Genomic DNA, 20,696 nt, shown 5'->3' on the forward strand with positions numbered 1-20,696 from the left:
CCCCCCCCCGCCCCCCCCCCCCCCGCTCCCACAGTAGGGTTGTGACTGTTCTTTACGTGGCGGAGAAAAAATACCGCGTCAGGTGAAAGAAGATCGGCGCCGCGAAGCAGATCGAGTCCATCCGGTCGAGCATGCCGCCGTGGCCCTTGATCATGGTGCCCCAGTCCTTGGCGCTGAGGCTGCGTTTGATCGCCGACATGACCAGCCCCCCGAGGAACCCCATCACCACGATCACGAACGACATCATCAGCGACTGCCAGAAACTGAAAGGCGTCATCCAGAACATGCAGCCACCGATCAACGTCGCCGACAAACCGCCGCCCACCAGGCCTTCCACGGTTTTCGACGGACTCACCAGCGGCGCCACCTTGTGCTTGCCGAAGAGTTTGCCGAACACGTACTGCAACACATCACTCAACTGCACGACGAACACCAGATAAAACAGCAACAGCGCGTTCTGGCCCTGAAAACCTTCCAGATCCAGCAGCAACAATGCCGGTGCGTGGCTGATGCAATAGATGCAGATCATCACGCCCCACTGGATCTTCGCGGTCCGCTCCAGGAAGGCTTCGGTGTCCTGGCTCAATACCGCAATCGCCGGAAGCAACAGAAAGGCGTAGACCGGAATCAGCAGGGTGAACATCGAATACCAGTGGGTGCCGATCAATACGTATTGCAGCGGGATCAGGATGAAAAACGCCGAAAACAACGCGTTGTGATCGCCCAGGGTGGTCGGCGTCAGGGTGATGAATTCCCTGAGCGCGAACAGCGAAATGAAGCCAAACAGCACCACCGTCGCATTGCCGCCCAACTGGTACGACACGAAGAAGATGATCACCATCCCCCACCAGGCATTCACTCGCTGGTTGAGGTTTTCGATGGTCGAGATCGAGCTTTCGGTTTTGGCGCGCCGCGCGAGGACTCGGCCAATGATCGACGCCACTGCCAGCAGGCAGGCGATTGCACAAAAGAACCACAGGAACTTGGCTTCAAGACTCATTTCGACAGCCTCACAATGGCGTCACGGGCGCGTTCGAGAAACACGTGTTTTTCCTCGCCAGCCACGCGCTCCAGCGGGTTGCCGATGCGGATCGTGCAGATGATCGGCAGCGGCACGTGTTTGCCTTTGGGCATGGAGCGGTGAAGGTTTTCCAGGTAGATCGGCACCAGGTCGACCTCGGGGAAGGCCTCGCTCAACCGGTACAGACCTGACTTGAATTCCGCGGGCAGTGCCTGGCTCGAACGAGTGCCTTCGGGAAAAATGATGATCGAATGACCGGCGCGCACGACGTCGAAAATCGGCTCCAGCACGTTGACGCCGGGCGCCGGGTTGCGCTCGATCAGCACGGCGTTCAAGCCTTTCTGCGAGATGTACGACAGAAATCGGTTCTTGCCCCAGTAATCCGCGGCGGCCACCGGTTTCACATTGACACGTGCCTCAGGGGGCAGGGCGGCGATGATCGCCAGGGTGTCCATGTGGCTGGTGTGATTGGCGAAATAGATGCGCTGGCGCGACAGGTCCGGCGGGCCCTCCCACCGCGCCGTGACGCCAATGAGAAAGCGCAGCACGGAAATCAACGCATTACTGATCCACATGGACGGCCCCTTTCAACTGCCTGGAAATGCCCAGGGTTCGCGTGACGCAGGTGGCGACAGAGCCGAGGGCGATGATGACCAGTGCGATCAACAGCACGTAGTGAGTGCCATAGATGCTCGCTTCGACGGCGTTCAGCAGCAGCGCCGCGGTCATCACCGCCATGCGGTGCTGTTTGGCCATCGGGCCGATGAAGCTCTGCTTGAGCCCGATGGACCCGCCGAATACCCGGACATAGGCGGTCAGCGCCGCGGCCAGTGCGGCAAACCAGCCGAGGTCGGGATAGCCGATGGCGTAGCCGAGTCCGACGATCAGCAGACTGTCGGCGATTCGGTCAGGGAATTCGTTGTAGAGGCTGCCGATATCCGATTTCTTGCCGCCTTCGATGGCGACCATGCCGTCGAACAGGTTGCACAGCAGGCGCAATTGAATGCCGATTGCGCAGAGGATCGAGCCGGTGATGCCGGTATCAATGTTGAGTGCGACGATGCCGAGCAGCGCAAAAACGATGCTCGCCACGGAGATCTGATTGGGGGAGAGGTCGCGCTTCACCAGGAACCCGGTGATGCGCTTGGCCCATCCTGAGGAGCGCGTCTTGATGGGTCTTCTGTTTTCATCCATTTGCTAATGTCCATATCAATGATGAGGAGGCTCGGGTTGCTCCTGTCAGCAATATAGAGACTCGCTACCGTAGGAGCGAGCTTGCTCGCGAAAAACGTTCAGAAAACGCGGTCATCCAGGCGGCACGCGTTATCGTTAACGCCCATCGCTAGCAGCTCGCACCTACAAGGGTTTGGCAGGTAATTTCAATTCAGCGCAGAGGCCGCCGCCTTCGCGATTACTCAGCGTCAACGATCCCCCGATCGCCAGCGCCAGTTGCTGGGCAATCGCCAGGCCCAGGCCGGTGCCGCCGGTGCTGCGGTTACGCGAATTCTCCACGCGGTAGAACGGCTCCATCACATGGGCCAGTTCTTCTGCGGCAATCCCGGGACCGCGGTCCATCACCTTCACCGACAGCCCGCCGTCAGACGTCGAGTCCACCTGCAACTGCGCCGCGCCGGCGAACTTGAGCGCGTTGTCCGTCAGGTTCACCAATACCCGCCGCAATGCGTGGGGACGGGTGTCGATGACCGAGTCGCTTTTGCCGCTGAGCTGCACGTCCTTGCCCATGTCCTGATAGTCGAACACCAGGCTGTCGAGGAACGAATCCAGATTGGTGCGGCGGCTTTCTTCGGTGGCGCCATGCACGCTGCGGGCGTAGGCGACGCCTTCGCGCACCAAGTGCTCCATCTCGCCCAAGTCGTTCCACAATTTGTCTTTTTCGCTGGAGTCGTCCATGAACTCGGCGCGCAGTTTCATGCGCGTGATGGGGGTTTGCAGGTCGTGGGAAATCGCCGCCAGCAGTTGCATACGCTCTTTCAGATAGGCCGCAATGCGCGCCTGCATGGCGTTGAAGGCCTTGGCGGCATGGGCGACTTCGGTCGGACCATTTTCGTCCAGCAGCACCGGATGCGTATTGGGGTCCAGGGTTTCCACGGCCTCCGCAAGGCGGGTGAGGGGGCGAATGGCTATCCTCACGGCCAGCCAGGTGCAGAGAATCATCAGCACCAATTGGCCTAGCAGGACGATGGGCAGCCACGGCGACAGTGGCACCATCGACGGGCGTACGTCGATCGTCACCGGGCTGCCATCGGCGAGTTTCAGGTGGACCTGGAAGTGTTTGATCGGACCGGGAATGTCGGTCACGGTCATCGGGTAATCCATGCCGATGGCATCCTTGATCGAGGTCACCGCAATCGGTGAATCGCGCATGGCGGTACCCGGCGAACCTTCATCCAGCAAGTAGCGATAGTTGCGGCGTTCCAGTTGCTGCAGCCAGCCCGCGCGCTCTTCGGCCGGCAAACGGTCGAGGATCGCAATGGAGGTCGAGACGTCGGTCTCCAGGTTGCCCAGCATGGTGGTCTTCGCGGTTTCGTAGCGCTCGTAGTACTGCGCGCCGAAAGACAGCGCCTGCGCCAATATCAGGCCGACCAGGAAGATCAGCGACAGCCGCGAGGCGAGGGTACGGGGCCAATGCAACGAGCGTTTCATGAGGGAGCACCGAGGACTTCCACGGGCAGGGAAAACACATAGCCTTCGCTGCGCACGGTCTTGATGTAGGCCGGTTCCCGCGCGTCGTCAAGCAAACGCTGACGCAAGCGGCTGACCAGCAGGTCGATGGAGCGGTCGAACAGATCGGCATCGCGGCCCTGGGTGAGGTTCAGCAACTGGTCGCGGTTGAGCACCCGTTGCGGATGATCGAGGAACACCCGCAGTAGTCGGTATTCCGCGCCGCTGAGCGCCACCATGGTGCCGTCGTCATCGAGCAGGTGGCGGGCCGAGGTGTCCAGGCGCCAGCGACCGAAGCCCAGCAGACGCCCGCTTTCGGTGACCACCAGGTTGGGCGGCAACATTCGCGTGCGGCGCAGCACTGCGTTGATCCGCGCCAGCAATTCACGGGCGGCGAACGGCTTGACCAGGTAATCGTCGGCACCCATTTCCAGGCCGATGATGCGGTCGGTTTCGTCGTTGCGCGCGGTGAGCATCAGCACCGGCGTGGCCTTGTGTTTGCCGGCGCGTATCTCGCGGCACAGCAGCAGGCCATCGTCGCCCGGCATCATGATGTCGAGCACGATCAGGTCCACTGGCGTGGTCTCGAGAAAAGCGCGCATCTGCCGACCGTCCGCGACCACCGTCGTGCGCAGACCGTTCTTCTTCAGGTAATTGCCTACCAGCTCTCGAATCTCGCGGTCGTCGTCGACGATGAGAATGTGATCGACATGTTCCATGGGGCAAGCCTCTGTAAAAGGGGGGATGACGCACAGTCTATCGAGCCTTTGCGCGCTCGCCCTGCGCGCTTTGTATTGCAGTGTATCTGCTGTGTCGGTGGATACACATGGACGCAAAAACCCCGGAATTCAGGGTTTTTGTATCGCTGTGTATCGCAAGGCCGGTTTGATACGTACCGATTTACACGCGCCGGTTTTCGACACAGACGAGATACCTCGCAGGCTTCTAATAGGTCCATCGAGGCCAACCCAACCGCCTCGGCTCAATCGAACGACCTACCCATTGAAGCCTTGAGGAAATCAGCATGAACACCAAAGCCATCTACGCCGCTTGCCTGTTTGCCGCCCTGAACATCTGCACGTTGTCGGCCCGTGCCGAAGCGGATGTCAGCGCTAAAACCTACTCCTACGGCACGCACCTGGACATCAAGAAAGTGCTGTCGTTGACCCAGGACGCCACGACGACCTGCGGGATTGTCGATGCCCAGCTGACCTACCTGGACTCACAGAACAAAACCCAGGTCCTGGACTACCGCAAATTTGCTGACTGCAACTCCGACAACTGAGTCCGTCATTCACCGATCGCCACTCCCATTTGAAACAGGAAGAACACCATGAACAACGTAGCCCGCTTTTTGACAGCCAGTGCCTTCGCCTTTGCCGGTGCCGCCGCCCACGCCAACCCCGCCGTTGAACACAGCGCCTGCGGCAGCAGCGCCTGCTTCCAGCTGACTCCGGTGAACGATTTGCAGGCACAGGACGGCGCCAGCCGTACGCCGCAGGGGCAACTGCTGGCCGAGAACGGTGGCAGCCGCACGCCACAGGGCCAGTGGCTGGATAACCAGACCGCCTGAAACCCGCAGTTCCCTGTAGGAGCCGGCCTGGCGATGACGGCAGCACGTTCAATATCAAGGTGACTGTCAAATCGCTATCGCCAGCGAGCCGGTTCCCACAAGGGCGCATTGCCGCCTCGTAACGTATTAGGTGATCCCATGTTCCTCATCGCTTTCCTGGGCGGCATATTGACCGTCCTCAGCCCCTGTATCCTGCCGGTCGTGCCGTTCCTGTTCGCCGGCGTCGACCGCACGCGCTCATCGATCCTGCTCACCCTCGGCGGCATGGTCCTGACGTTCGCCCTGATCTCCAGCCTGGCCGTGGTCAGCAGCGAGTGGGTGGTGCAAGCCAATAATACCGGTCGCTACGTGGCCCTCATCGTGATGGCGCTGTTCGCCCTGTCGCTGATTTCCGCGCGGATCGGCGGCTGGTTGGCACGCCCGTTGGTACTGCTGGGCAACCGCCTTGATCCGCAGACCCGCAAGATGTCCGGCCCGCTGGGTTCGGTGATGATCGGCGTCGCCACCGGCCTGCTGTGGGCGCCCTGCGCAGGGCCGATCCTTGGGGTGATCCTCACCGGTGCGATGCTGCAAGGCGCCAACGCGCAAACCAGTCTGTTGCTGGTGGCGTATGGCCTGGGCAGCGCCTTGTCCCTGGGCACGCTGATCTTCGCCGGTCGCGGCCTGGTCAATCGCCTGAAAGCGTCGATTCCGGTCACCGGCTGTTTGCGTCGTGGCGCCGGGTTTGCCGTATTGGCTGCGGCGGCGGTGATTTCCACCGGCACCGACAAGACCCTGCTGGCCGGCACGTCGTCCGAAGGCGTCAGCGCCCTCGAGAGAGGCGTGCTGGAAAGCGTACCGAAAGTGGTGGATTACCTGGTCAGCACAGTCAAGGCCGGCACCATGATGGACAACGCCAAAGGCGCCATGCCATCGCTGTCCGGCGCGGTCGAATGGCTTAACTCGCCAGCGCTGAGCAGCGAATCGCTTAAAGGCAAAGTGGTTTTGGTGGATTTCTGGACCTTCGACTGCATCAACTGCCAGCACACCCTGCCGTACGTGAAGGATTGGGCGAAGAAGTACGAGAAGGATGGCCTGGTGGTGATCGGCGTCCATACCCCGGAATACGGTTTCGAACGGATTATCAGCAACGTCAAGGATCAAGTGAAGAAACTCGGTATCACCTACCCGGTGGCCATCGACAACAACTACGCGATCTGGCGCAACTTCGACAATCAGTACTGGCCCGCTCACTACCTGATCGACGCCAAGGGCCAGGTGCGTTACACCCATTTCGGTGAAGGTCGCTACGACACCCAGGAGCAGATGATTCAACAGTTGCTGGAAGAGGCCAAGGCCAGCGCTCCCGCGGCTTGAACCAGCACATCAATGGCTCACAGGTCTCGCACCGAGAGCCATTGTTTTTTCTCCTGGCCGCGCCGCCAGGCTGCGGGCGGTGCACCGAACTCACGACGAAACGCCCGGCTGAACGCGGTATCGGTCTGGTAGCCGACTTCTTCGGCGATGCGCAGAAGTGAGCTGTTACTGCTGCGTAACAGGTTGGCGGCCAGCAGCATTCGCCATTGGGTCAGGTACTGCATTGGCGAAATGCCCACCAGTTGTTGGAAACGTTCTGCCAGTACCGAGCGTGAGGTGCCGGCGGTGCGCGCCAGTTCATCCAGGGTCCAACTGTGGCAGGGGGTTTTGTGCAGTGCGTTGAGGGCGGCGCCGACGATCCGGTCACTCACCCCCGCGAGCCAACCGGTTCGGCCTTCGCCCTGTTCGTGCATGTACAGGCGCAGCACTTCAATGAACAACACCTCGGCGAGCTTGGCCAGGACGCCTTCGCCGCCGGGCCTGGGCGAGCGGGCTTCGGCCAGCGCATAACGCACCGACGATTCCAGCCAGATACCGGCATTCGAGCCGCGCACATTGACTCGCACCACGGCCGGCAATCCGGTCAGCAACATGCCGGCCAGGCGTGTGTCGCACGCCAGGTAGCCGCACACCAGGCGGGTCACCGCGCCGCCACCGCCGTAGCTCAGTTGACGCGGACGGCGTGCCAGCACCGCGTTCAGCCTCGCGCCGGTAGCGGGTTGCAGACCGGGCGCAGAGCCCATGCGGTGGGCGTCGCCCTGAGGAAACACCACCACATCGCCGGCGGTCAGGAGCAGCGGCGGATCATCACCTAGCTCGACGTGACACTCGCCTTCGGTGATCAAGTGAAAGATCACCACCCGTTCCGCGCCGGGCTCCAGGAACGGGGCTGCCGTGTCGGCGCTCGGCGACTGGTAACACCAGGGCGCGGTGAACCGGGCATTGATGAAAATCGCGCCGACCAGGCGGACGACGCGCAGGGTCTGGGACAGGGCGTCCATGAGGGTGTTCCCCTGTTGGCGAAGTGTTGTTGATTGTGAGCCTGTCGCGGCACAACGCAAAACCTCCGGACGATCGGGCAAGCCTGACCGACGATCGGGCAGGACGCCCCCGGCCCGCAGCGCGATAGTGGGCGCACAGGGTCTGCCGACCCTGTCACCCAATAGCAAGTACCCAATAACAAAAATGAGAGGTTGCCATGCCGAAGTTCGTCATAGAACGCGAGATTCCGGGCGCTGGGACACTGTCAGAAAGGGATTTGAAGGCCGCTGCGCAAAAGTCCTGCAGGGCCTTGCGCGATTTGCCGGAGGTGCAGTGGCAGCAGAGCTATGTCACCGGTGACAAGCTCTACTGCGTGTACATCTCGCCCACTGAAGAGTTGATCAGGGAACACGCCAGGCAGAGCGGTTTCCCGGCCAACCGCATTTCCCAGGTCATGACCGTCATCGACCCCACCACGGCAGAATAAGCCGGGGGCGTTACAACCCATCACGGAGCGGATTTAATGAGTAAACCCATTGATCTTACTGCCCTGAAAAACCGTCAGCTGGCCGCTTGGGCCAGTGGCGATTACGCCATGATCGGCACCACCCTGCAGCTTGTCGGTGAACAGCTGGCCGAGGCCTGCGACGTGCTGTGCGACGAGCGCGTGCTGGACGTCGCCGCCGGCAATGGCAATGCGACGCTGGCCGCCGCGCGGCGGGGCGGGCATGTCACGTCCACTGATTACGTGGCCGCATTGCTTGAGCGCGGCGAAGACCGCGCCCGCGCTGAACGCCTGGAGGTAACCTTTCAAGTGGCCGACGCCGAAGCCCTGCCTTTCGCGGACGCCAGTTTCGATTTGGTGCTGTCCACCTTCGGCGTGATGTTTGCCCCGGATCAGCCCAAGGCCGCCGCCGAACTGGCACGGGTTTGCCGTCCTGGCGGGCGCATCGGCCTGGCCAACTGGACGCCCGAAGGTTTTGTCGGCCAGATGTTCAAAACCCTGGGCCGCCATCTGCCACCGCCACCTCCGGGGGCACAACCGCCATCGAACTGGGGCAACGAAGCGTGGCTGCATACGCACTTCGATGAACGGGACTTTTTGCTCCAGGTGACGCGACGCTCCTTCAACTTTCGCTATCGCTCGGCGGCGCATTTCATCGACACCTTCCGCACCTGGTATGGCCCGGTCCACAAGGCCTTCGCAGCATTGCCAGCGGACGCAGCCAAAGCCCTTGAAGCCGACCTGACGGAACTGATCAACCGCTCGAACCGGGCGGGAGAGAAATCGCTGGTGGTGCCGAGTGAATACCTTGAGGTGGTGATTACGCGGCGTTAGATAAACAGCTAAAACCGATTGTGGGACGAGCCTGCTGGCGAACGCGGTGTGTCAGGTTGGCTGATGCATCGCTTTCGCGCGGGATCTATCCGCCAACCACCATTCGTCCACTGCATGGCACTTGCAGCGGCGTGCCGCCTCACACCCTTATGCACGGATATCCCGCGCCTTGAAGTGGAGAGTCAGCATGGAGATTGATGAGAATGCGCCAGGAAACATATCTCAAGGAGGCGTTACGCGCGGCACTGACAACGAAACGGGCCACGACCCCAAACGCACTGCGCCTGAGGTACCGCTGCCTGCGGACGATGAAGCGCCCCTCGACGAAGATATGGCCGATGTGGATGCAACCAATTCGGTGTCGAGCGAGCATCCCCATCCTTGATGAACTCGCCTGATCCACCGCTATCGCGAGCAGGCTCGCTCCTACAGTTTGATCGGGGACGGACACAAGCCTCGTGTACACCGCCAATCCCTGTAGGGGCTGTATCGTTTAAGCGATTTTGGCGCCGCGTACGGCCAGCAGTTCGCGCAACACCGCGCGGTGGCAGTGCGCTTCGTTCTCGCAATAGCAACCTATCGCCATGGAGGTTTGGTGGGAAAGGGCCGCCAGCAGATCAAGCAGCTGGCTGGGCGCGGGGTGATTCATCTCACTCTTGAACTTGCGCCGAAACGCCTCCCAGGCTTTTTCGTCTCTTGCAGCCTTTGCCTCTGCCACAAATTCTGCACTGGGCGCCAGCAACGGTTGCTACACATCATAAAAATCACGCCTGGCAAATTCAGCCTTGGGCACACCCCGGGGCGGACGACGGACCGTGCCCAGGCGCAACCCTTCATCGGGCAGGCGAGGTGAGCCCAGTCGCACGATATGGATCGGCATGACGCTTACCGCTGGCGCGACCCGTCAAACCATTCCATCGCCGTGCGCCAGATGCAGATTCCCAGGAAGTAGGCCGACATCAGCAGCCAAAGCCCCATGACAAGCGGGTTGATCACCGGATGGTTGATCACCAGCGACAAGCTGCACAGCAGCCAGATGGCGGTGACGGCAATATTGATCGGCATGAACTTGCGCACGCGGAACGGGTGCAGGAACTTCATCCGGGTGACGGTCAGCAGCGCCAGGCCGATGACGGTGAGCAGGGTGATCCACGGCGCTGGCGCGATGATATAGAGGCACAGCGCAACCACGTTCCACGCGGCGGGGAAGCCCTGGAAGTAGTTGTCCTTGCTCTTCATGTTGACGTTGCAGAAACAGAACAGCGACGAGACCAGAATCAGCGACACGGTCAGCAGCAGGGTGTAGTCCGGCAACGGGATGTAGCGATAGATGAACAGCGCCGGAATAAACACATACGTCAGGTAATCGATCACCAGATCGAGGATCGAGCCGTCGAAACTCGGCAGCACCGATTGCACGTTGACCTTGCGCGCGAGTGCGCCGTCCAGCCCGTCGACGATCAGGGCGACGCCCAGCCACAGCAGGCAATTGGTCGGTTGGTTCTCCAGCAGGGCGAGGGTCGCGAGGAAGGCAGTGACCACGCCAGTGGCGGTGAAACCATGCGCGCCCCATGCTTTGAGCCTGGCGATGTGTAGAGTTGAAATCACGGGGCGTTCTCCAGAAAGTGAAGCAAGCCAGTCATCACCCTCGTGAATCGAGGGCGGCGGCAAACCGGGTCGGGTTGCAGGTATCGACCGGAAATCCGCGAATAAGGTTCACCGTCTGTAAATCTTAGCTGGGCCGCGAAAAAATACCGGGGATTAATCTGCGTTATTAAAGGACGGTGGACAGGGCCGCCGGTGTCAGCCCAACGGTGGTGGCACATTGGCGTGCGCGGACTATCGTTGCCTGACGGATTGCTTCCTTTGATGAGGACATCGTCATGAACACCAGCGATTTGCTCGAACAACTCCTGCGGGCCGGCCAGGGCTCGATGACACAACAGGGTGGCGGTGCCCCCCAAGGCGGCATCGGCGGCGGTCTCGGTGGTTTGCTCGGTGGCCTTTTGGGCGGCGGTGCCGGGGCCAACAGCGGCTTGGGCGGATTGCTCGGCGGCTTGCTGGGAGGCGGCTCGGCCCTCGGCGGCTCAACCCAGCGTCGGGCCGGTGGCGGCACCAATTATGCGGCGCTGGCGTCCCTGGGCATGATGGCTTTTCAGGCCTATCAAGCCTGGCAACGCAGCCAGGCGTCGGCACCGCAACAGGCGCCGCGCACCGTGGATCTGTTGTCCGGCCCCGAGGTCGAGAATCATAGCCACGCCGTGTTGCGCGCGTTGATTGCGGCAGCAAAGGCCGATGGACGGATCGATGAGGCTGAACAGCAGATGATCAGCACGGAAATCGGGCGTCATACCGATGACCCGGAACTGCAGCAATGGCTGGATGATGAAGTGGCCCGGCCGCTCGATGCTGCCGATGTGGCGCGGTCGGCGACGGACCCGGCGATGGCTGCGGAAATGTACCTGGCCAGCGTGATGCTGGTGGATGACCAGCAGGATGCCGAGCGCAATTACTTGGATGAACTGGCGGCGGCATTGAAGATCGATCCGCAGTTGCAGGTGCACCTGGAGCAGCAGGCGAAAGGTGGCGTGGCTTAAACCTTGAATCCAGTCCTGGCGCAATCCCGGCAACAGGGGCGGCGGTGATTACGGTGGCGAAAACGGCACCGCCTGCACCTCGGCGAAGAACGCCCTGCGGATAAAACAGCGTATTCACTGCCAGCCGCGCTGGAAGCCCGTCTGTCAGGGCAATTTCAACCCCGATTGAATTTTTTTCATGGCAAATCGCTCTGCTGATGTAGAGACGCGTTGATTCAGCGTCCTGCCACTGGCCACAGACCGAGAGATGCGCCCATGACTGCCCTGACACGACTCGAATCCCGGCCTGCCCACGAGCACGCCATCCCGACTGCCGGCAGCCTGAAGCAGTGCTATGAACAACTGCTGCTGAACGACGATGCCGAGCAACGCCGGGTACTCGGAAAAACGTTCCTGAATGCCCAATTGGAGCAGGCGAGGGGCCTGCCCGAACAGATGCCGGAACAGCTTTGCTCCCTGCAAAGTTTCGTCGAAGAGCACAGTGCCGAAGTGGCTCGCCAATACGCGGAATACCTGAGCGCCCGCAAAGCTGGCGGGCCGCGCCAGTTCTTCAGCAATAAAGCCCATGCGTTGTTTTTCCTGCAAGCCGTTGGCCCGACCAAACTGGTGGACGGCGCCTGGTTGTACGGGCTGCTGCAGCACTGGCGCGACCCGCGCTTCGAAGGGCTGATCTGCACGTATCTGGAAGAGTTGGGTGAGGGCAACCCGGCGCAAAATCACGTGGTGATCTACCGCAAACTCCTCGCCGAACTCGGTTTGCAGGACCCTGGTGTGATCGCCGACGAGCATTACCTGCAAGGCGCGATTCAACTGGCCCTGGGCGAATGCGCCGACGAATTTCTGCCCGAGGTGATCGGCTACAACCTCGGCTACGAACAGTTGCCCTTGCACCTGCTGATCAGCGCCTACGAACTTAGCGAATTGGGCATCGACCCGTATTACTTCACTCTGCACGTCACCATCGACAACGCCAGCACCGGGCATGCGCAAAAGGCCGTGCAGTCGGTGTTGCAGCTGTTGCCGATCGAAGCCGATCGCGAGGCGTTTCTGCGCCGGGTGGCACTGGGTTACCGACTCAACGACCTGGGGCAGGGCAGCCGCGCGATCATCGAGTCATTCGACCTGTACGCCGAAGTGTTGAACATGCTCGAACGCAAACGTCCGTTCGGCCAGCACATGCATTCCGACTACTGCCGTTTCGAAGGCAAGACGGTCAATCAATGGCTCTCGTCGCCGGAACAACTGCCCGATTTCCTCACCGCCATGGAAAACAAGGGCTGGATCAAGCGCAACCAGGATCCGCAGGACAGCCGTTTCTGGCAACTGATCGACGGCGACGGCGCGGCGATGTTCGGGGTGTTCAGTCCTTACGAAAAACAACTGCTGCACGACTGGATCGCGGGGGACTGGACGCCGGAGCGTTCAACCCTAGCGCCCCGTCGTGGCAGCAGCGCGCCGGTCGAACCGGCATTGCCCGCCAGCGATCCGGACATCCAGGTGCTGCAAACGGCGCTGGAAGGCTTGCCGGCCGCCGATCAAATGCAGGTGTTGATTCCATGGCTCTCGGCGCATCGTCATGCCCATCCGGCCGGCCTGATGGCGACGCGGCGGTTCATCGAACTCAAATCCAGCCTTCGATAGGGAGCATGGCATGAATCAGGAAGAACAATTGGGGGCTGCCGATCTGGCCTTGCTGCAACTGGGGCGCCGGTTGCAGGCGGATGGCTACCGCTTTATCACGCCGACGCCACTGACCCATCAGCGGGTCAATGATCGCGCGTTCGGCCAGAGTGCCCGGACGTTGCGTGAAGTGTTCGGTTGGTCGCGGGCGTTCGAGCCCGGCCTGTTGTCGGCGGACGAACAACGGCAGTTGGGGCAGGCCGGCGTTCTTGAAGAGAGCAACGGTCGGCTGAAAAGCCGCGTGCGCTGGTCCAGCCTCGATGACCTGCTGTTCGTGCATTCGGGATTCCCTACCGATGCGGCCGATGCAGTGTTCTTCGGTCCGGACTCCTACCGTTTTGCGCAATTGATTCACAGCCATCTGCAGCAAAGTTTCGCGCCGATCCGCCGCGCCGTGGACATCGGGTGCGGCGCTGGCGTCGGCGCCATCGTCATTGCCCGCGCTCGCCGTGAAGCCGAGGTCCTGGCGGTCGATATCAATCCGGCGGCGCTGCGCCTGACGGCGGTCAACGCCGCGCTCGCCGAAGTGGCCAACGTCAGCGTCGAGGCCAGCGATGTCCTGCGGGATGTCGACGGCAGTTTCGACCTGATCGTCGCCAACCCGCCTTACATGGCCGACCCGACGGAGCGAGCCTATCGCCATGGCGGTGGGGCGCACGGCGCGCAGTTGTCGGTGCGGATCGTCGAACAGGCGCTGAACCGCCTGGCGCCGGGCGGTTCGCTGGTGTTGTACACCGGCGTGGCGATGATCGACGGCTGTGATCCGTTTCTGGACGCACTGGCGCCGTACCTGGATTCCACGCGATTCGCCTGGACCTATCACGAGATCGACCCCGACGTGTTTGGCGAAGAATTGTTGACGCCCGGCTATCAGCGGGTGGAGCGGATTGCGGTGGTCGCGCTGATCGTGACGCGAATCGGCCCGAGTATCGGTGGGAGCGTTGAATCAGCCGCAAGTGAGTAAGGTGAGCCATGAACAAGAACCTGGATGACTACAATCGCATGCGCGACTTTTCGGCGACCTCGGAACCGGCCGCCAAACAGTCGGGCAAGAAGATCGCGAAAGACCACGCCTTGCAGTTCTGCATCCAGAAGCATGACGCCTCGCGCCTGCACTATGACTTTCGCCTGGAACTCGATGGCGCACTGAAAAGCTGGGCGGTGCCGAAGGGCCCGTCGCTCGACCCCAAGGTCAAGCGCCTGGCGGTGCATGTCGAAGATCACCCGATCGATTACGCCACGTTCGAGGGCAGCATTCCCGAGGGACACTATGGCGCCGGTGATGTGATCGTCTGGGACCGTGGCGTGTGGATTCCCCAGGAAGATCCGGCCAAGGCCTACGCCAAGGGCAAGCTCAAATTCGAGCTGCAGGGCGAGAAACTCGGCGGGCTGTGGAACCTGGTGCGCACGCACATGCCCGGCAAGCAGGAGCAATGGTTCCTGATCAAGCATCAGGACAGCGCGGCCAAGCCGGAGAGCGATTACGACGTGGTCGCCGCGGAGCCGGACAGCGTGCTCAGCGACCGCACCATCCTGCCGAAAAAATCCAAGGCAGCGGACAAGCCCAAACCGGTCAAGAAGCCCGCGCGTAAAGTTGCGGCCAAACCGCAGTCGGCGCAGCTCACCGGTGCGCACAAAGCGAAACTGCCGGAGCTGCTCAAGCCTGAACTGGCGACCCTGGTTGAAAAGGCCCCGGATGGCGAGTGGAGCTATGAAATCAAGTTCGACGGCTACCGGATCATGGCCCGGATCGATCATGGTGAAGTGAAGCTGTTCACCCGCAATGGCCACGATTGGACCCATAAACTGCCGAAACAGGCAGAGGCACTGGCGGCGCTGCAGCTGGAGTCGGCCTGGCTCGACGGCGAAATGGTGGTCGCCAACGAACAGGGTGTGCCGGACTTCCAGGCCCTGCAAAATGCCTTCGATTCCGGGCGCAGCGGCAACATTCTTTACTACCTGTTCGACATGCCTTACCTCAATGGCGTCGACCTGCGCGAAGTGCCGGTCGAGGAGCGTCGGGTTGCGCTGGCGACCGTGCTCAAACCGAGTGAAGACCCGCTGTTGCGGTTCTCCGATGCGTTCGCCGAAGAGCCGGAGGCCTTGCTCAACAGCGCCTGCCAGATGCGCATGGAAGGGCTTATCGGCAAGCGCCTGGGTTCGCCCTACGTGTCGCGGCGCAGCAGTGACTGGATCAAGCTCAAGTGCAAGCATCGGCAGGAATTCGTGGTGGTCGGCTACACCGATCCGAAGGGTGCGCGTAATGCCTTTGGCGCTTTGCTGCTGGGGTTGCATGACCGGGACAGCGGCGAGTTGCGCTATGCCGGCAAGGTCGGCACCGGGTTCAACGAGATAACGCTCAAGAGCATTTACGAACAGCTGAAGCCGTTGCAGGTGAAGAAGCCGTCGGTGAGCAATCCACCGAGTGGTTTTGACGCCAAAGGTGTGCACTGGCTCAAACCCGTCCTGCTGGCTGAAATTGCCTTTGCGGAAATGACCAAGGAAGGCTCGGTGCGCCATGCCGTGTTCCATGGCCTGCGCGATGACAAACCAGCCAAAGACATCACCGAGGAGCGCCCCAAAGTGGTGAAGAAAAGCACTGCGGAAAAACCGGCCGCGCCTAAAAAAGCCGCCAGCAAAAAACCAGCCGCGGAAAAAGCCGCGACAGCACCGTCGCAACTGGGGCTGGGCGGGGGCAAGGTGCGGATCACCCACCCTGACCGGGTCATCGATGCCAGCAGCGGTACGACCAAAGTGCAACTGGCGGAATATTACGCCAGTGTCGCCGAGTGGATTCTGCCCGAACTGAAAGACCGGCCCGTGGCGCTGGTTCGCGCCCCGGACGGGATTGCCGGCGAACTGTTTTTTCAGAAAAACGCCGAGCGCCTGGCCATTCCCGGGATCACCACCCTGGACAAGGCACTCACCGGGCAGCCGATCATGATCATCAACAGCCCCGAAGCGTTGATCGGCGCGGTGCAGATGAGCACCGTGGAACTGCACACCTGGAACGCCACCGCGGATAACCTCGACAAGCCAGACCGCTTCGTCCTCGACCTCGACCCGGACCCGGCGTTGCCGTGGAAAAGCATGGTCGAAGCCACGCAACTGACGCTGTCGGTGCTGGATGAACTGGGGCTCAAGGCCTTCCTGAAAACCAGTGGCGGCAAAGGCATTCACGTGGTGGTGCCGCTGACCCGCAAGCTCGGTTGGGACGAGGTGAAGGACTTCAGCCACGCCATCGTCAGTCACATGGCCAAGTTGTTGCCGGAACGGTTTTCCGCGGTGTCGGGGCCGAAGAACCGGGTGGGGCGGATCTTCATTGACTACCTGCGCAACGGCCTCGGCGCCACCACGATTTGTGCCTATGCCGCCCGTACTCGGGACGGGTTGCCCGTGTCAGTGCCGATCTTTCGTGAGGAAGTGGCGGAGCTGAAGGGGGGTAACCAATGGAACATCCACAACGTGCAGGAACGCATGGCCGAAGTCGGCAATGAGCCTTGGGCTGATCTGAACAAAACCAGACAGGGCATCACCGCCGAGATGCGGCGCCGGGTGGGGATGAAGTAGGAGCCGGCTTGCTGGCGATAGCTGTCGCAGCCGTTACGCTACCCGCGCTTTTCTGCGCCGCGCTTCCTCACGCACCGCCGGAATGATCCAGCGCCCGTAATCAACGGTGTCGTACAGCGGGTCATAACCCCGATTGAGGAATGTCGTCACACCCAAATCGACGTAATCGAGCAACGCCTGGGCCACGGTTTCCGGGGTGCCGACCAGGGCGGTGGTGTCGCCGTAGGCACCGACGGCGGTGGCGGTGGGCATCCACAGGGCGCGGTCGTGGCGATCGCCCCGTGCGGCGGCGGCCAGCAGGCGTTCGGAACCGGTGCCTTTGATGCGTTTCTGCCATGGGCTGCCCGCGGCGAACTGCGGATTGGCCTTGATCTGCTCGAGGATCTGCTGCGCCCGCTGCCACGCCAGTTCCTCGGTCGCGCCCAGGATCAAACGCACCGACAGGCTCACCCGCGGCGCTTCCACGCCCGCCGCACTGGCCGCCGCCCGCAGTTTGCCGATCTGCTCGGCCACGCCGCTCAACGGTTCGCCCCACAGCGCATACAGATCCGCATGCTTCACCGCGATCTGATAGGCGATGTCCGAAGACCCGCCAAAAGAAATCGGAATGTGCGGTTGCTGCAACGGCTTGACCGGCGAGAACGCGCCCTTGATGTTGAAATACTGCCCTTCGAAATCGAACGGCTCTTCCGCAGTCCAGGTGCGCCGCACGATCTCCAGGAACTCATCAGTGCGCTTGTAGCGTTCGGTCTTGTCCAGCAGGAAGTCGCCTTCCTGAGGCTCGGCGGTGATGCCGGTGATCGCATGCAGGCGAATCCGCCCGCCGCCGGTGGTGTGATCCAGCGTCGCAAAGCTTCGGGCGGCGACCGTGGGGGCGGTGAGGCCCGGGCGGTGGGCGATCATGAAGCCCAGGCGCTCGGTGTGCGCCGCCGCATACGCGGCAATCTGCAGGCTGTCGGCGCTGCCCGGGCCACTGGCGATCAGCACCCGGTCAAAGCCCGCGTGTTCATGGGCTCGGGCGTGGTGGCGAATAAACTCCAGATCGAAATCCGGGCTGCGGATGCCGCGGGTCTCGGACCACTGGCGGGGGAAAATCATGCCGACGAATTCAATGGACATGGAACACTCCTGGTATCGATGAGCGGACGCGCCGCAGCGTTAAAACTGATAATCCACCTGGGCCAGCAACGTGCGGCCCGGCATGGGTTGCAAAAAGGTGTTGGTCGAGCCGGCCAGGCCGCTGACGAAGTTCAGCTCGTTGGTCAGGTTGAGCACGCGCAACGTGGTGCTCCACTGCGGCTGGCGGTAGTACACCGCGAGGTCGAGGTTGTATTCGTCGGGGATCTTCACGGTCTTGCTCAGGTTCAGATACCAGCTGCTGGTCCACCAGCCGGACAGCTCGGCACCGAAGCCGGAGTCGAAGCGATAGTCGACATAGCCGCTGGCGGTGTATTCCGGGATCTGCACCGCGTCGAAGCGCCCGGACGGCCGCTGGTTGAGGCTGTTGTTGTCGCCGAACACGGTGCCGTTGTCGGGCACGAACCCGGCCGAAGCGAAGCCTGCCTGTGAGGTGAACTCGTTGTAGGCGCTGAGTTTCGACAGGTTGAGCCCGCTGCGCAGGTGATTGTCCGGTTGGTAGCGAATGGTCGATTCCACGCCCTTGATCACCAGCCGGGCAATGTTGTTATTGCTGTCGGGCGACTGGTCCCTCGCTTGCTTGAACGCGGCCAGGGTCATGAACAGTTCGTTGGGCACCGCTTCGACTTTCAGCCCGACTTCGTGCAACACGCTGAGGCTTTCGAAGGCCAGCGGATTGAGCTGGTTGGCGCCGGCGCCGCTGCCCCAGCCGAGACCGTTGGAAAAGAACCCGGTGTTGACGGCCAGCGAGCGATCGAAGGTGTAGTAGAGCGTGCTGTTCTGCGTCGGCTTGACGTACGGGCTGACCTGGAAAGAGAACAGCCGGTAGTTGTTGCTGTCCTTGCGCGGATTACCTCCGGCGAGCACGAACGGGTTCTCGATTTCCGCGTCGATCCAGCTGCGACTCGCGCCGATGTTGAGGCCGACGCTGTCACCAAACCGCAGGTTGTGCTGGCTGAACAGGGTGCGGGTGGTCCAGGTGCTTTCGGCGGTGTAGGGCGCCACCGATTCGGCGTACAAACCGTGGCCGGCGGGGTACATCGCCGGCAGGTTCAGCCAACCGTAGTAGTTGGAGAACTGCGGCACGCCGGCCTGGCCGATCCAGGCGCCATTGCCGCCAGCGGGGTTGGAGCCGGTCAGGCCCAGCAAATCCCCGGGATTCTTCCCTGACGGATCCTGGGTCAGGTCATAGGCATTGATGGTCGAGCCGAAGTTGTTGTTGGCCGCGATCGACTGGTTGAACTCCCGGCGATAGATCAGCCCGGTGTTGCTGTCGTCGCGCAGGGTCAAGCCGCCCAATTCCACTTCATTGCGCGAGCGGAATTCGAAGCGGTTGTCGAACAGGTTGTCCTTGGACTGCACCTGGAAGGAACCGACCGCATCGGTCATGTCCCGGGAGCGCTGGTAGAACGTGCTGTTGGCCAGCGTGATGTTAGGCGTCAGATCGGCCTCGACCCGCAACTGCGTGGTGAAGCGCCGCGAGCTGTTTTCATCTTCCTTGCGCTGACCGGTTTGTGACGACAGCTTGGTCAGGCCATTGCCGGCCAGCGTCGGGTCGTACACCCAGCCGCGCAGGCTGCCGGGACTACTTTGGGTGTTGGGCGAGGCGGTCTGGAAGCTGCCATCGACCACGCTGTATTGGCCCTGGGCATTACGCTGGCGCTTGACCCAGCCGAGGGTCGGCGCATCGGCCGCGCCGGAGGCCAGCACCGGCGACCACAGGGTGTTGCCGTTCTGGATGATCGGCGTCGCGCGCCCGGCGTAGTATTTGCCGCTGTCCACCAGTTCCTGGCTGGCGCGGTTCCAGCCATGGGTGATGTTGTAGTCGTAGTAATCGTCGTAGCTGGCGTTCCAGTCGACCCGCACGTTGTCGTTGCGCCAGGCGAGGGCGCCGTAGAACGCGTCGAAGTTGTTGTCGACGTTGTCGTAGAAATCCTCCTGGCGCTGCTTGGTGATGCTCAACCGGTAGGCGAGGTTGTCGCTCAGCGGGCCGGTGTTGTCGATGCTGAATTTGCTGGAATCGCGGGATTCGCCGTCCGGCACCCAGGCGCCGATTTCGCCGCTCAGTCGGGTCTTGAATTGATTGAAGTCGGGTTTCTTGCTCAGGTAGTTGACGTAGCCGCCGCTGCCCGACACCGAACCGTAGGTCACCGACGACGGCCCGGCAACAATGTCGGCGCCCTCGTAGGCGTTGAAGTTGGCCGGGTGGCGTACGCCGTAGGCGCGCTGGCCGTCCTGGAACACTTCGGAACCCTGGGCGCGGAACTGCGGCGCGATGCCGGCGTTCTGGCCACCACCGCGGGTGATGCCGGGGGCGTATTTCACCAGGTCGTCGGCGCTGCGGATCGAGTCGTTGGCCAGTTGCTCGGCGTTGATCTGCGTGACCGAACGCGGGGTGTCGAGCACCTTGGTTTCGGTGCCGCCGTAGACCGAGGTCGGTGGCCGGGTGGGCAGCGCATCGTCGTCGGACTCGCTGGCACTGGCCTGGACGGTGACGGTTTGCAGCTGGGTGTCGGCGGCGAAGGTCGCGGTCGACAGGGTGGAAACGATGACCCATGCCAGGGCAGGGCCAGAAGCGGGACGAACGAAGCCGATAGAGGGCATGAACATGTGCCTCGATTTAGAAGTTCATTGAGTGCTGTAAACAACACGATGCACCTGACACACCACCGGTCTGTAGGAGCCAGCATGCTGGCGATGGCGGCCGATATGACGCCATCGCCAGCAAGCCGGCTCCTACAGGTCGGTGTCTTGTCAGGC

General features: G+C 61.9%; 19 protein-coding genes and 1 pseudogene. 10 read left to right on the forward strand and 10 right to left on the reverse strand.

All coding sequences use genetic code 11. The features are described from left to right. Positions 1-52: 52 nt before the first annotated feature. The 5 genes from NTD84_RS25295 to NTD84_RS25315 all read right to left on the reverse strand — a co-directional run bounded on the left by NTD84_RS25295 (position 53) and on the right by NTD84_RS25315 (position 4,422). Positions 53-1,000 carry a phosphatidate cytidylyltransferase gene (locus NTD84_RS25295; protein WP_262171300.1) on the reverse strand — a complete coding sequence of 316 codons (948 nt, stop codon included), beginning with the start codon at positions 998-1,000 and terminating at the stop codon, positions 53-55. After that, positions 997-1,596 (reverse strand): lysophospholipid acyltransferase family protein, encoded by a 600-nt coding sequence (locus NTD84_RS25300; protein WP_262171302.1) that lies wholly within the window; start codon positions 1,594-1,596, stop codon positions 997-999. The genes NTD84_RS25295 and NTD84_RS25300 overlap by 4 nt, the downstream gene beginning before the upstream one ends. Further along, on the reverse strand, positions 1,583-2,215 hold the full coding sequence (locus NTD84_RS25305) for a CDP-alcohol phosphatidyltransferase family protein (RefSeq protein ID WP_262171304.1): 633 nt from the start codon (positions 2,213-2,215) through the stop codon (positions 1,583-1,585). The genes NTD84_RS25300 and NTD84_RS25305 overlap by 14 nt, the downstream gene beginning before the upstream one ends. Before the next feature lie 162 nt (positions 2,216-2,377). Next, complete coding sequence (locus NTD84_RS25310) at positions 2,378-3,685, reverse strand: ATP-binding protein (RefSeq protein WP_262171306.1); 1,308 nt, start codon at positions 3,683-3,685, stop codon at positions 2,378-2,380. After that, entirely contained in the window at positions 3,682-4,422 is a 741-nt protein-coding gene (locus NTD84_RS25315; protein ID WP_262171309.1) for a response regulator, read from the reverse strand. The genes NTD84_RS25310 and NTD84_RS25315 overlap by 4 nt, the downstream gene beginning before the upstream one ends. Before the next feature lie 305 nt (positions 4,423-4,727). Between NTD84_RS25315 and NTD84_RS25320 the strand changes: the two genes are divergently transcribed. The 3 genes from NTD84_RS25320 (at position 4,728) to NTD84_RS25330 (ending at position 6,632) form a co-directional block, all read left to right on the forward strand. Beyond that, positions 4,728-4,988, forward strand: a complete 261-nt coding sequence (locus NTD84_RS25320; protein ID WP_262171311.1) for a DUF2790 domain-containing protein — start codon at positions 4,728-4,730, stop codon at positions 4,986-4,988. 48 nt (positions 4,989-5,036) lie between these two features. Further along, on the forward strand, positions 5,037-5,276 hold the full coding sequence (locus NTD84_RS25325) for a hypothetical protein (RefSeq protein WP_262171314.1): 240 nt from the start codon (positions 5,037-5,039) through the stop codon (positions 5,274-5,276). 138 nt (positions 5,277-5,414) lie between these two features. Beyond that, complete coding sequence (locus tag NTD84_RS25330; RefSeq protein WP_262171317.1) at positions 5,415-6,632, forward strand: cytochrome c biogenesis protein DipZ; 1,218 nt, start codon at positions 5,415-5,417, stop codon at positions 6,630-6,632. A gap of 17 nt (positions 6,633-6,649) precedes the next feature. Here NTD84_RS25330 and NTD84_RS25335 read toward each other — a convergent pair whose 3' ends face one another. Then, complete coding sequence (locus tag NTD84_RS25335; RefSeq protein ID WP_262171319.1) at positions 6,650-7,633, reverse strand: AraC family transcriptional regulator; 984 nt, start codon at positions 7,631-7,633, stop codon at positions 6,650-6,652. A 197-nt stretch (positions 7,634-7,830) separates the two neighbouring features. Here NTD84_RS25335 and NTD84_RS25340 point away from each other — a divergent pair, with 197 nt between their 5' ends. The 3 genes from NTD84_RS25340 (at position 7,831) to NTD84_RS25350 (ending at position 9,337) form a co-directional block, all read left to right on the forward strand. Beyond that, entirely contained in the window at positions 7,831-8,100 is a 270-nt protein-coding gene (locus NTD84_RS25340) for a DUF4242 domain-containing protein (RefSeq protein ID WP_262171321.1), read from the forward strand. Between the two features lie 36 nt (positions 8,101-8,136). Next, positions 8,137-8,952, forward strand: a complete 816-nt coding sequence (locus tag NTD84_RS25345; protein ID WP_262171323.1) for a class I SAM-dependent methyltransferase — start codon at positions 8,137-8,139, stop codon at positions 8,950-8,952. A 187-nt stretch (positions 8,953-9,139) separates the two neighbouring features. Further along, positions 9,140-9,337, forward strand: a complete 198-nt coding sequence (locus NTD84_RS25350; RefSeq protein WP_262171326.1) for a hypothetical protein — start codon at positions 9,140-9,142, stop codon at positions 9,335-9,337. A 108-nt stretch (positions 9,338-9,445) separates the two neighbouring features. Here NTD84_RS25350 and NTD84_RS25355 read toward each other — a convergent pair. Together NTD84_RS25355 and pcsA are read right to left on the reverse strand one after the other, a co-directional pair. Then, positions 9,446-9,832, reverse strand: a pseudogene (locus tag NTD84_RS25355) (DUF488 domain-containing protein). Between the two features lie 5 nt (positions 9,833-9,837). Then, positions 9,838-10,560, reverse strand: coding sequence for a phosphatidylcholine synthase (gene pcsA / locus NTD84_RS25360; protein ID WP_262171328.1), 723 nt, complete (start codon positions 10,558-10,560; stop codon positions 9,838-9,840). Between the two features lie 275 nt (positions 10,561-10,835). Here pcsA and NTD84_RS25365 point away from each other — a divergent pair, with 275 nt between their 5' ends. From NTD84_RS25365 to ligD, 4 genes are all read left to right on the forward strand, one after another. Next, on the forward strand, positions 10,836-11,549 hold the full coding sequence (locus NTD84_RS25365) for a tellurite resistance TerB family protein (protein ID WP_262171329.1): 714 nt from the start codon (positions 10,836-10,838) through the stop codon (positions 11,547-11,549). 255 nt (positions 11,550-11,804) lie between these two features. Further along, positions 11,805-13,190 carry an iron-containing redox enzyme family protein gene (locus NTD84_RS25370; protein WP_262171331.1) on the forward strand — a complete coding sequence of 462 codons (1,386 nt, stop codon included), beginning with the start codon at positions 11,805-11,807 and terminating at the stop codon, positions 13,188-13,190. Between the two features lie 10 nt (positions 13,191-13,200). Next, positions 13,201-14,193 (forward strand): class I SAM-dependent methyltransferase, encoded by a 993-nt coding sequence (locus NTD84_RS25375; protein WP_262171334.1) that lies wholly within the window; start codon positions 13,201-13,203, stop codon positions 14,191-14,193. Between the two features lie 8 nt (positions 14,194-14,201). Continuing rightward, complete coding sequence (gene ligD, locus NTD84_RS25380; RefSeq protein WP_262171336.1) at positions 14,202-16,799, forward strand: DNA ligase D; 2,598 nt, start codon at positions 14,202-14,204, stop codon at positions 16,797-16,799. 33 nt (positions 16,800-16,832) lie between these two features. Here ligD and NTD84_RS25385 read toward each other — a convergent pair whose 3' ends face one another. Both NTD84_RS25385 and NTD84_RS25390 read right to left on the reverse strand, forming a co-directional pair. Further along, the gene (locus NTD84_RS25385) at positions 16,833-17,918 is read right to left on the reverse strand and encodes an LLM class flavin-dependent oxidoreductase (protein WP_262171338.1); all 1,086 of its coding nucleotides are present in this window, start codon (positions 17,916-17,918) and stop codon (positions 16,833-16,835) included. Positions 17,919-17,957: 39 nt separating this feature from the next. Further along, a complete protein-coding gene (locus NTD84_RS25390) occupies positions 17,958-20,540 on the reverse strand; it encodes a TonB-dependent receptor plug domain-containing protein (protein ID WP_315975577.1) in 2,583 nt (860 codons plus the stop codon). Positions 20,541-20,696: the final 156 nt, after the last annotated feature.

It is taken from the genome of Pseudomonas sp. 14P_8.1_Bac3 (genome assembly GCF_025466085.1).
GTDB lineage: Bacteria > Pseudomonadota > Gammaproteobacteria > Pseudomonadales > Pseudomonadaceae > Aquipseudomonas.

Coding starts and splice junctions, on each gene's coding strand:
- NTD84_RS25300 (WP_262171302.1), bottom strand. CDS start 1,596: ATGTGGATCAGTAATGCGTTGATTTCCGTGCTGCGCTTTCTCATTGGC.
- NTD84_RS25375 (WP_262171334.1), top strand. CDS start 13,201: ATGAATCAGGAAGAACAATTGGGGGCTGCCGATCTGGCCTTGCTGCAA.
- NTD84_RS25315 (WP_262171309.1), bottom strand. CDS start 4,422: ATGGAACATGTCGATCACATTCTCATCGTCGACGACGACCGCGAGATT.
- NTD84_RS25370 (WP_262171331.1), top strand. CDS start 11,805: ATGACTGCCCTGACACGACTCGAATCCCGGCCTGCCCACGAGCACGCC.
- ligD (WP_262171336.1), top strand. CDS start 14,202: ATGAACAAGAACCTGGATGACTACAATCGCATGCGCGACTTTTCGGCG.
- NTD84_RS25335 (WP_262171319.1), bottom strand. CDS start 7,633: ATGGACGCCCTGTCCCAGACCCTGCGCGTCGTCCGCCTGGTCGGCGCG.
- NTD84_RS25345 (WP_262171323.1), top strand. CDS start 8,137: ATGAGTAAACCCATTGATCTTACTGCCCTGAAAAACCGTCAGCTGGCC.
- NTD84_RS25350 (WP_262171326.1), top strand. CDS start 9,140: ATGGAGATTGATGAGAATGCGCCAGGAAACATATCTCAAGGAGGCGTT.
- NTD84_RS25330 (WP_262171317.1), top strand. CDS start 5,415: ATGTTCCTCATCGCTTTCCTGGGCGGCATATTGACCGTCCTCAGCCCC.
- NTD84_RS25310 (WP_262171306.1), bottom strand. CDS start 3,685: ATGAAACGCTCGTTGCATTGGCCCCGTACCCTCGCCTCGCGGCTGTCG.
- NTD84_RS25390 (WP_315975577.1), bottom strand. CDS start 20,540: ATGCCCTCTATCGGCTTCGTTCGTCCCGCTTCTGGCCCTGCCCTGGCA.
- NTD84_RS25340 (WP_262171321.1), top strand. CDS start 7,831: ATGCCGAAGTTCGTCATAGAACGCGAGATTCCGGGCGCTGGGACACTG.
- NTD84_RS25295 (WP_262171300.1), bottom strand. CDS start 1,000: ATGAGTCTTGAAGCCAAGTTCCTGTGGTTCTTTTGTGCAATCGCCTGC.
- NTD84_RS25325 (WP_262171314.1), top strand. CDS start 5,037: ATGAACAACGTAGCCCGCTTTTTGACAGCCAGTGCCTTCGCCTTTGCC.
- NTD84_RS25385 (WP_262171338.1), bottom strand. CDS start 17,918: ATGTCCATTGAATTCGTCGGCATGATTTTCCCCCGCCAGTGGTCCGAG.
- NTD84_RS25365 (WP_262171329.1), top strand. CDS start 10,836: ATGAACACCAGCGATTTGCTCGAACAACTCCTGCGGGCCGGCCAGGGC.
- NTD84_RS25305 (WP_262171304.1), bottom strand. CDS start 2,215: ATGGATGAAAACAGAAGACCCATCAAGACGCGCTCCTCAGGATGGGCC.
- NTD84_RS25320 (WP_262171311.1), top strand. CDS start 4,728: ATGAACACCAAAGCCATCTACGCCGCTTGCCTGTTTGCCGCCCTGAAC.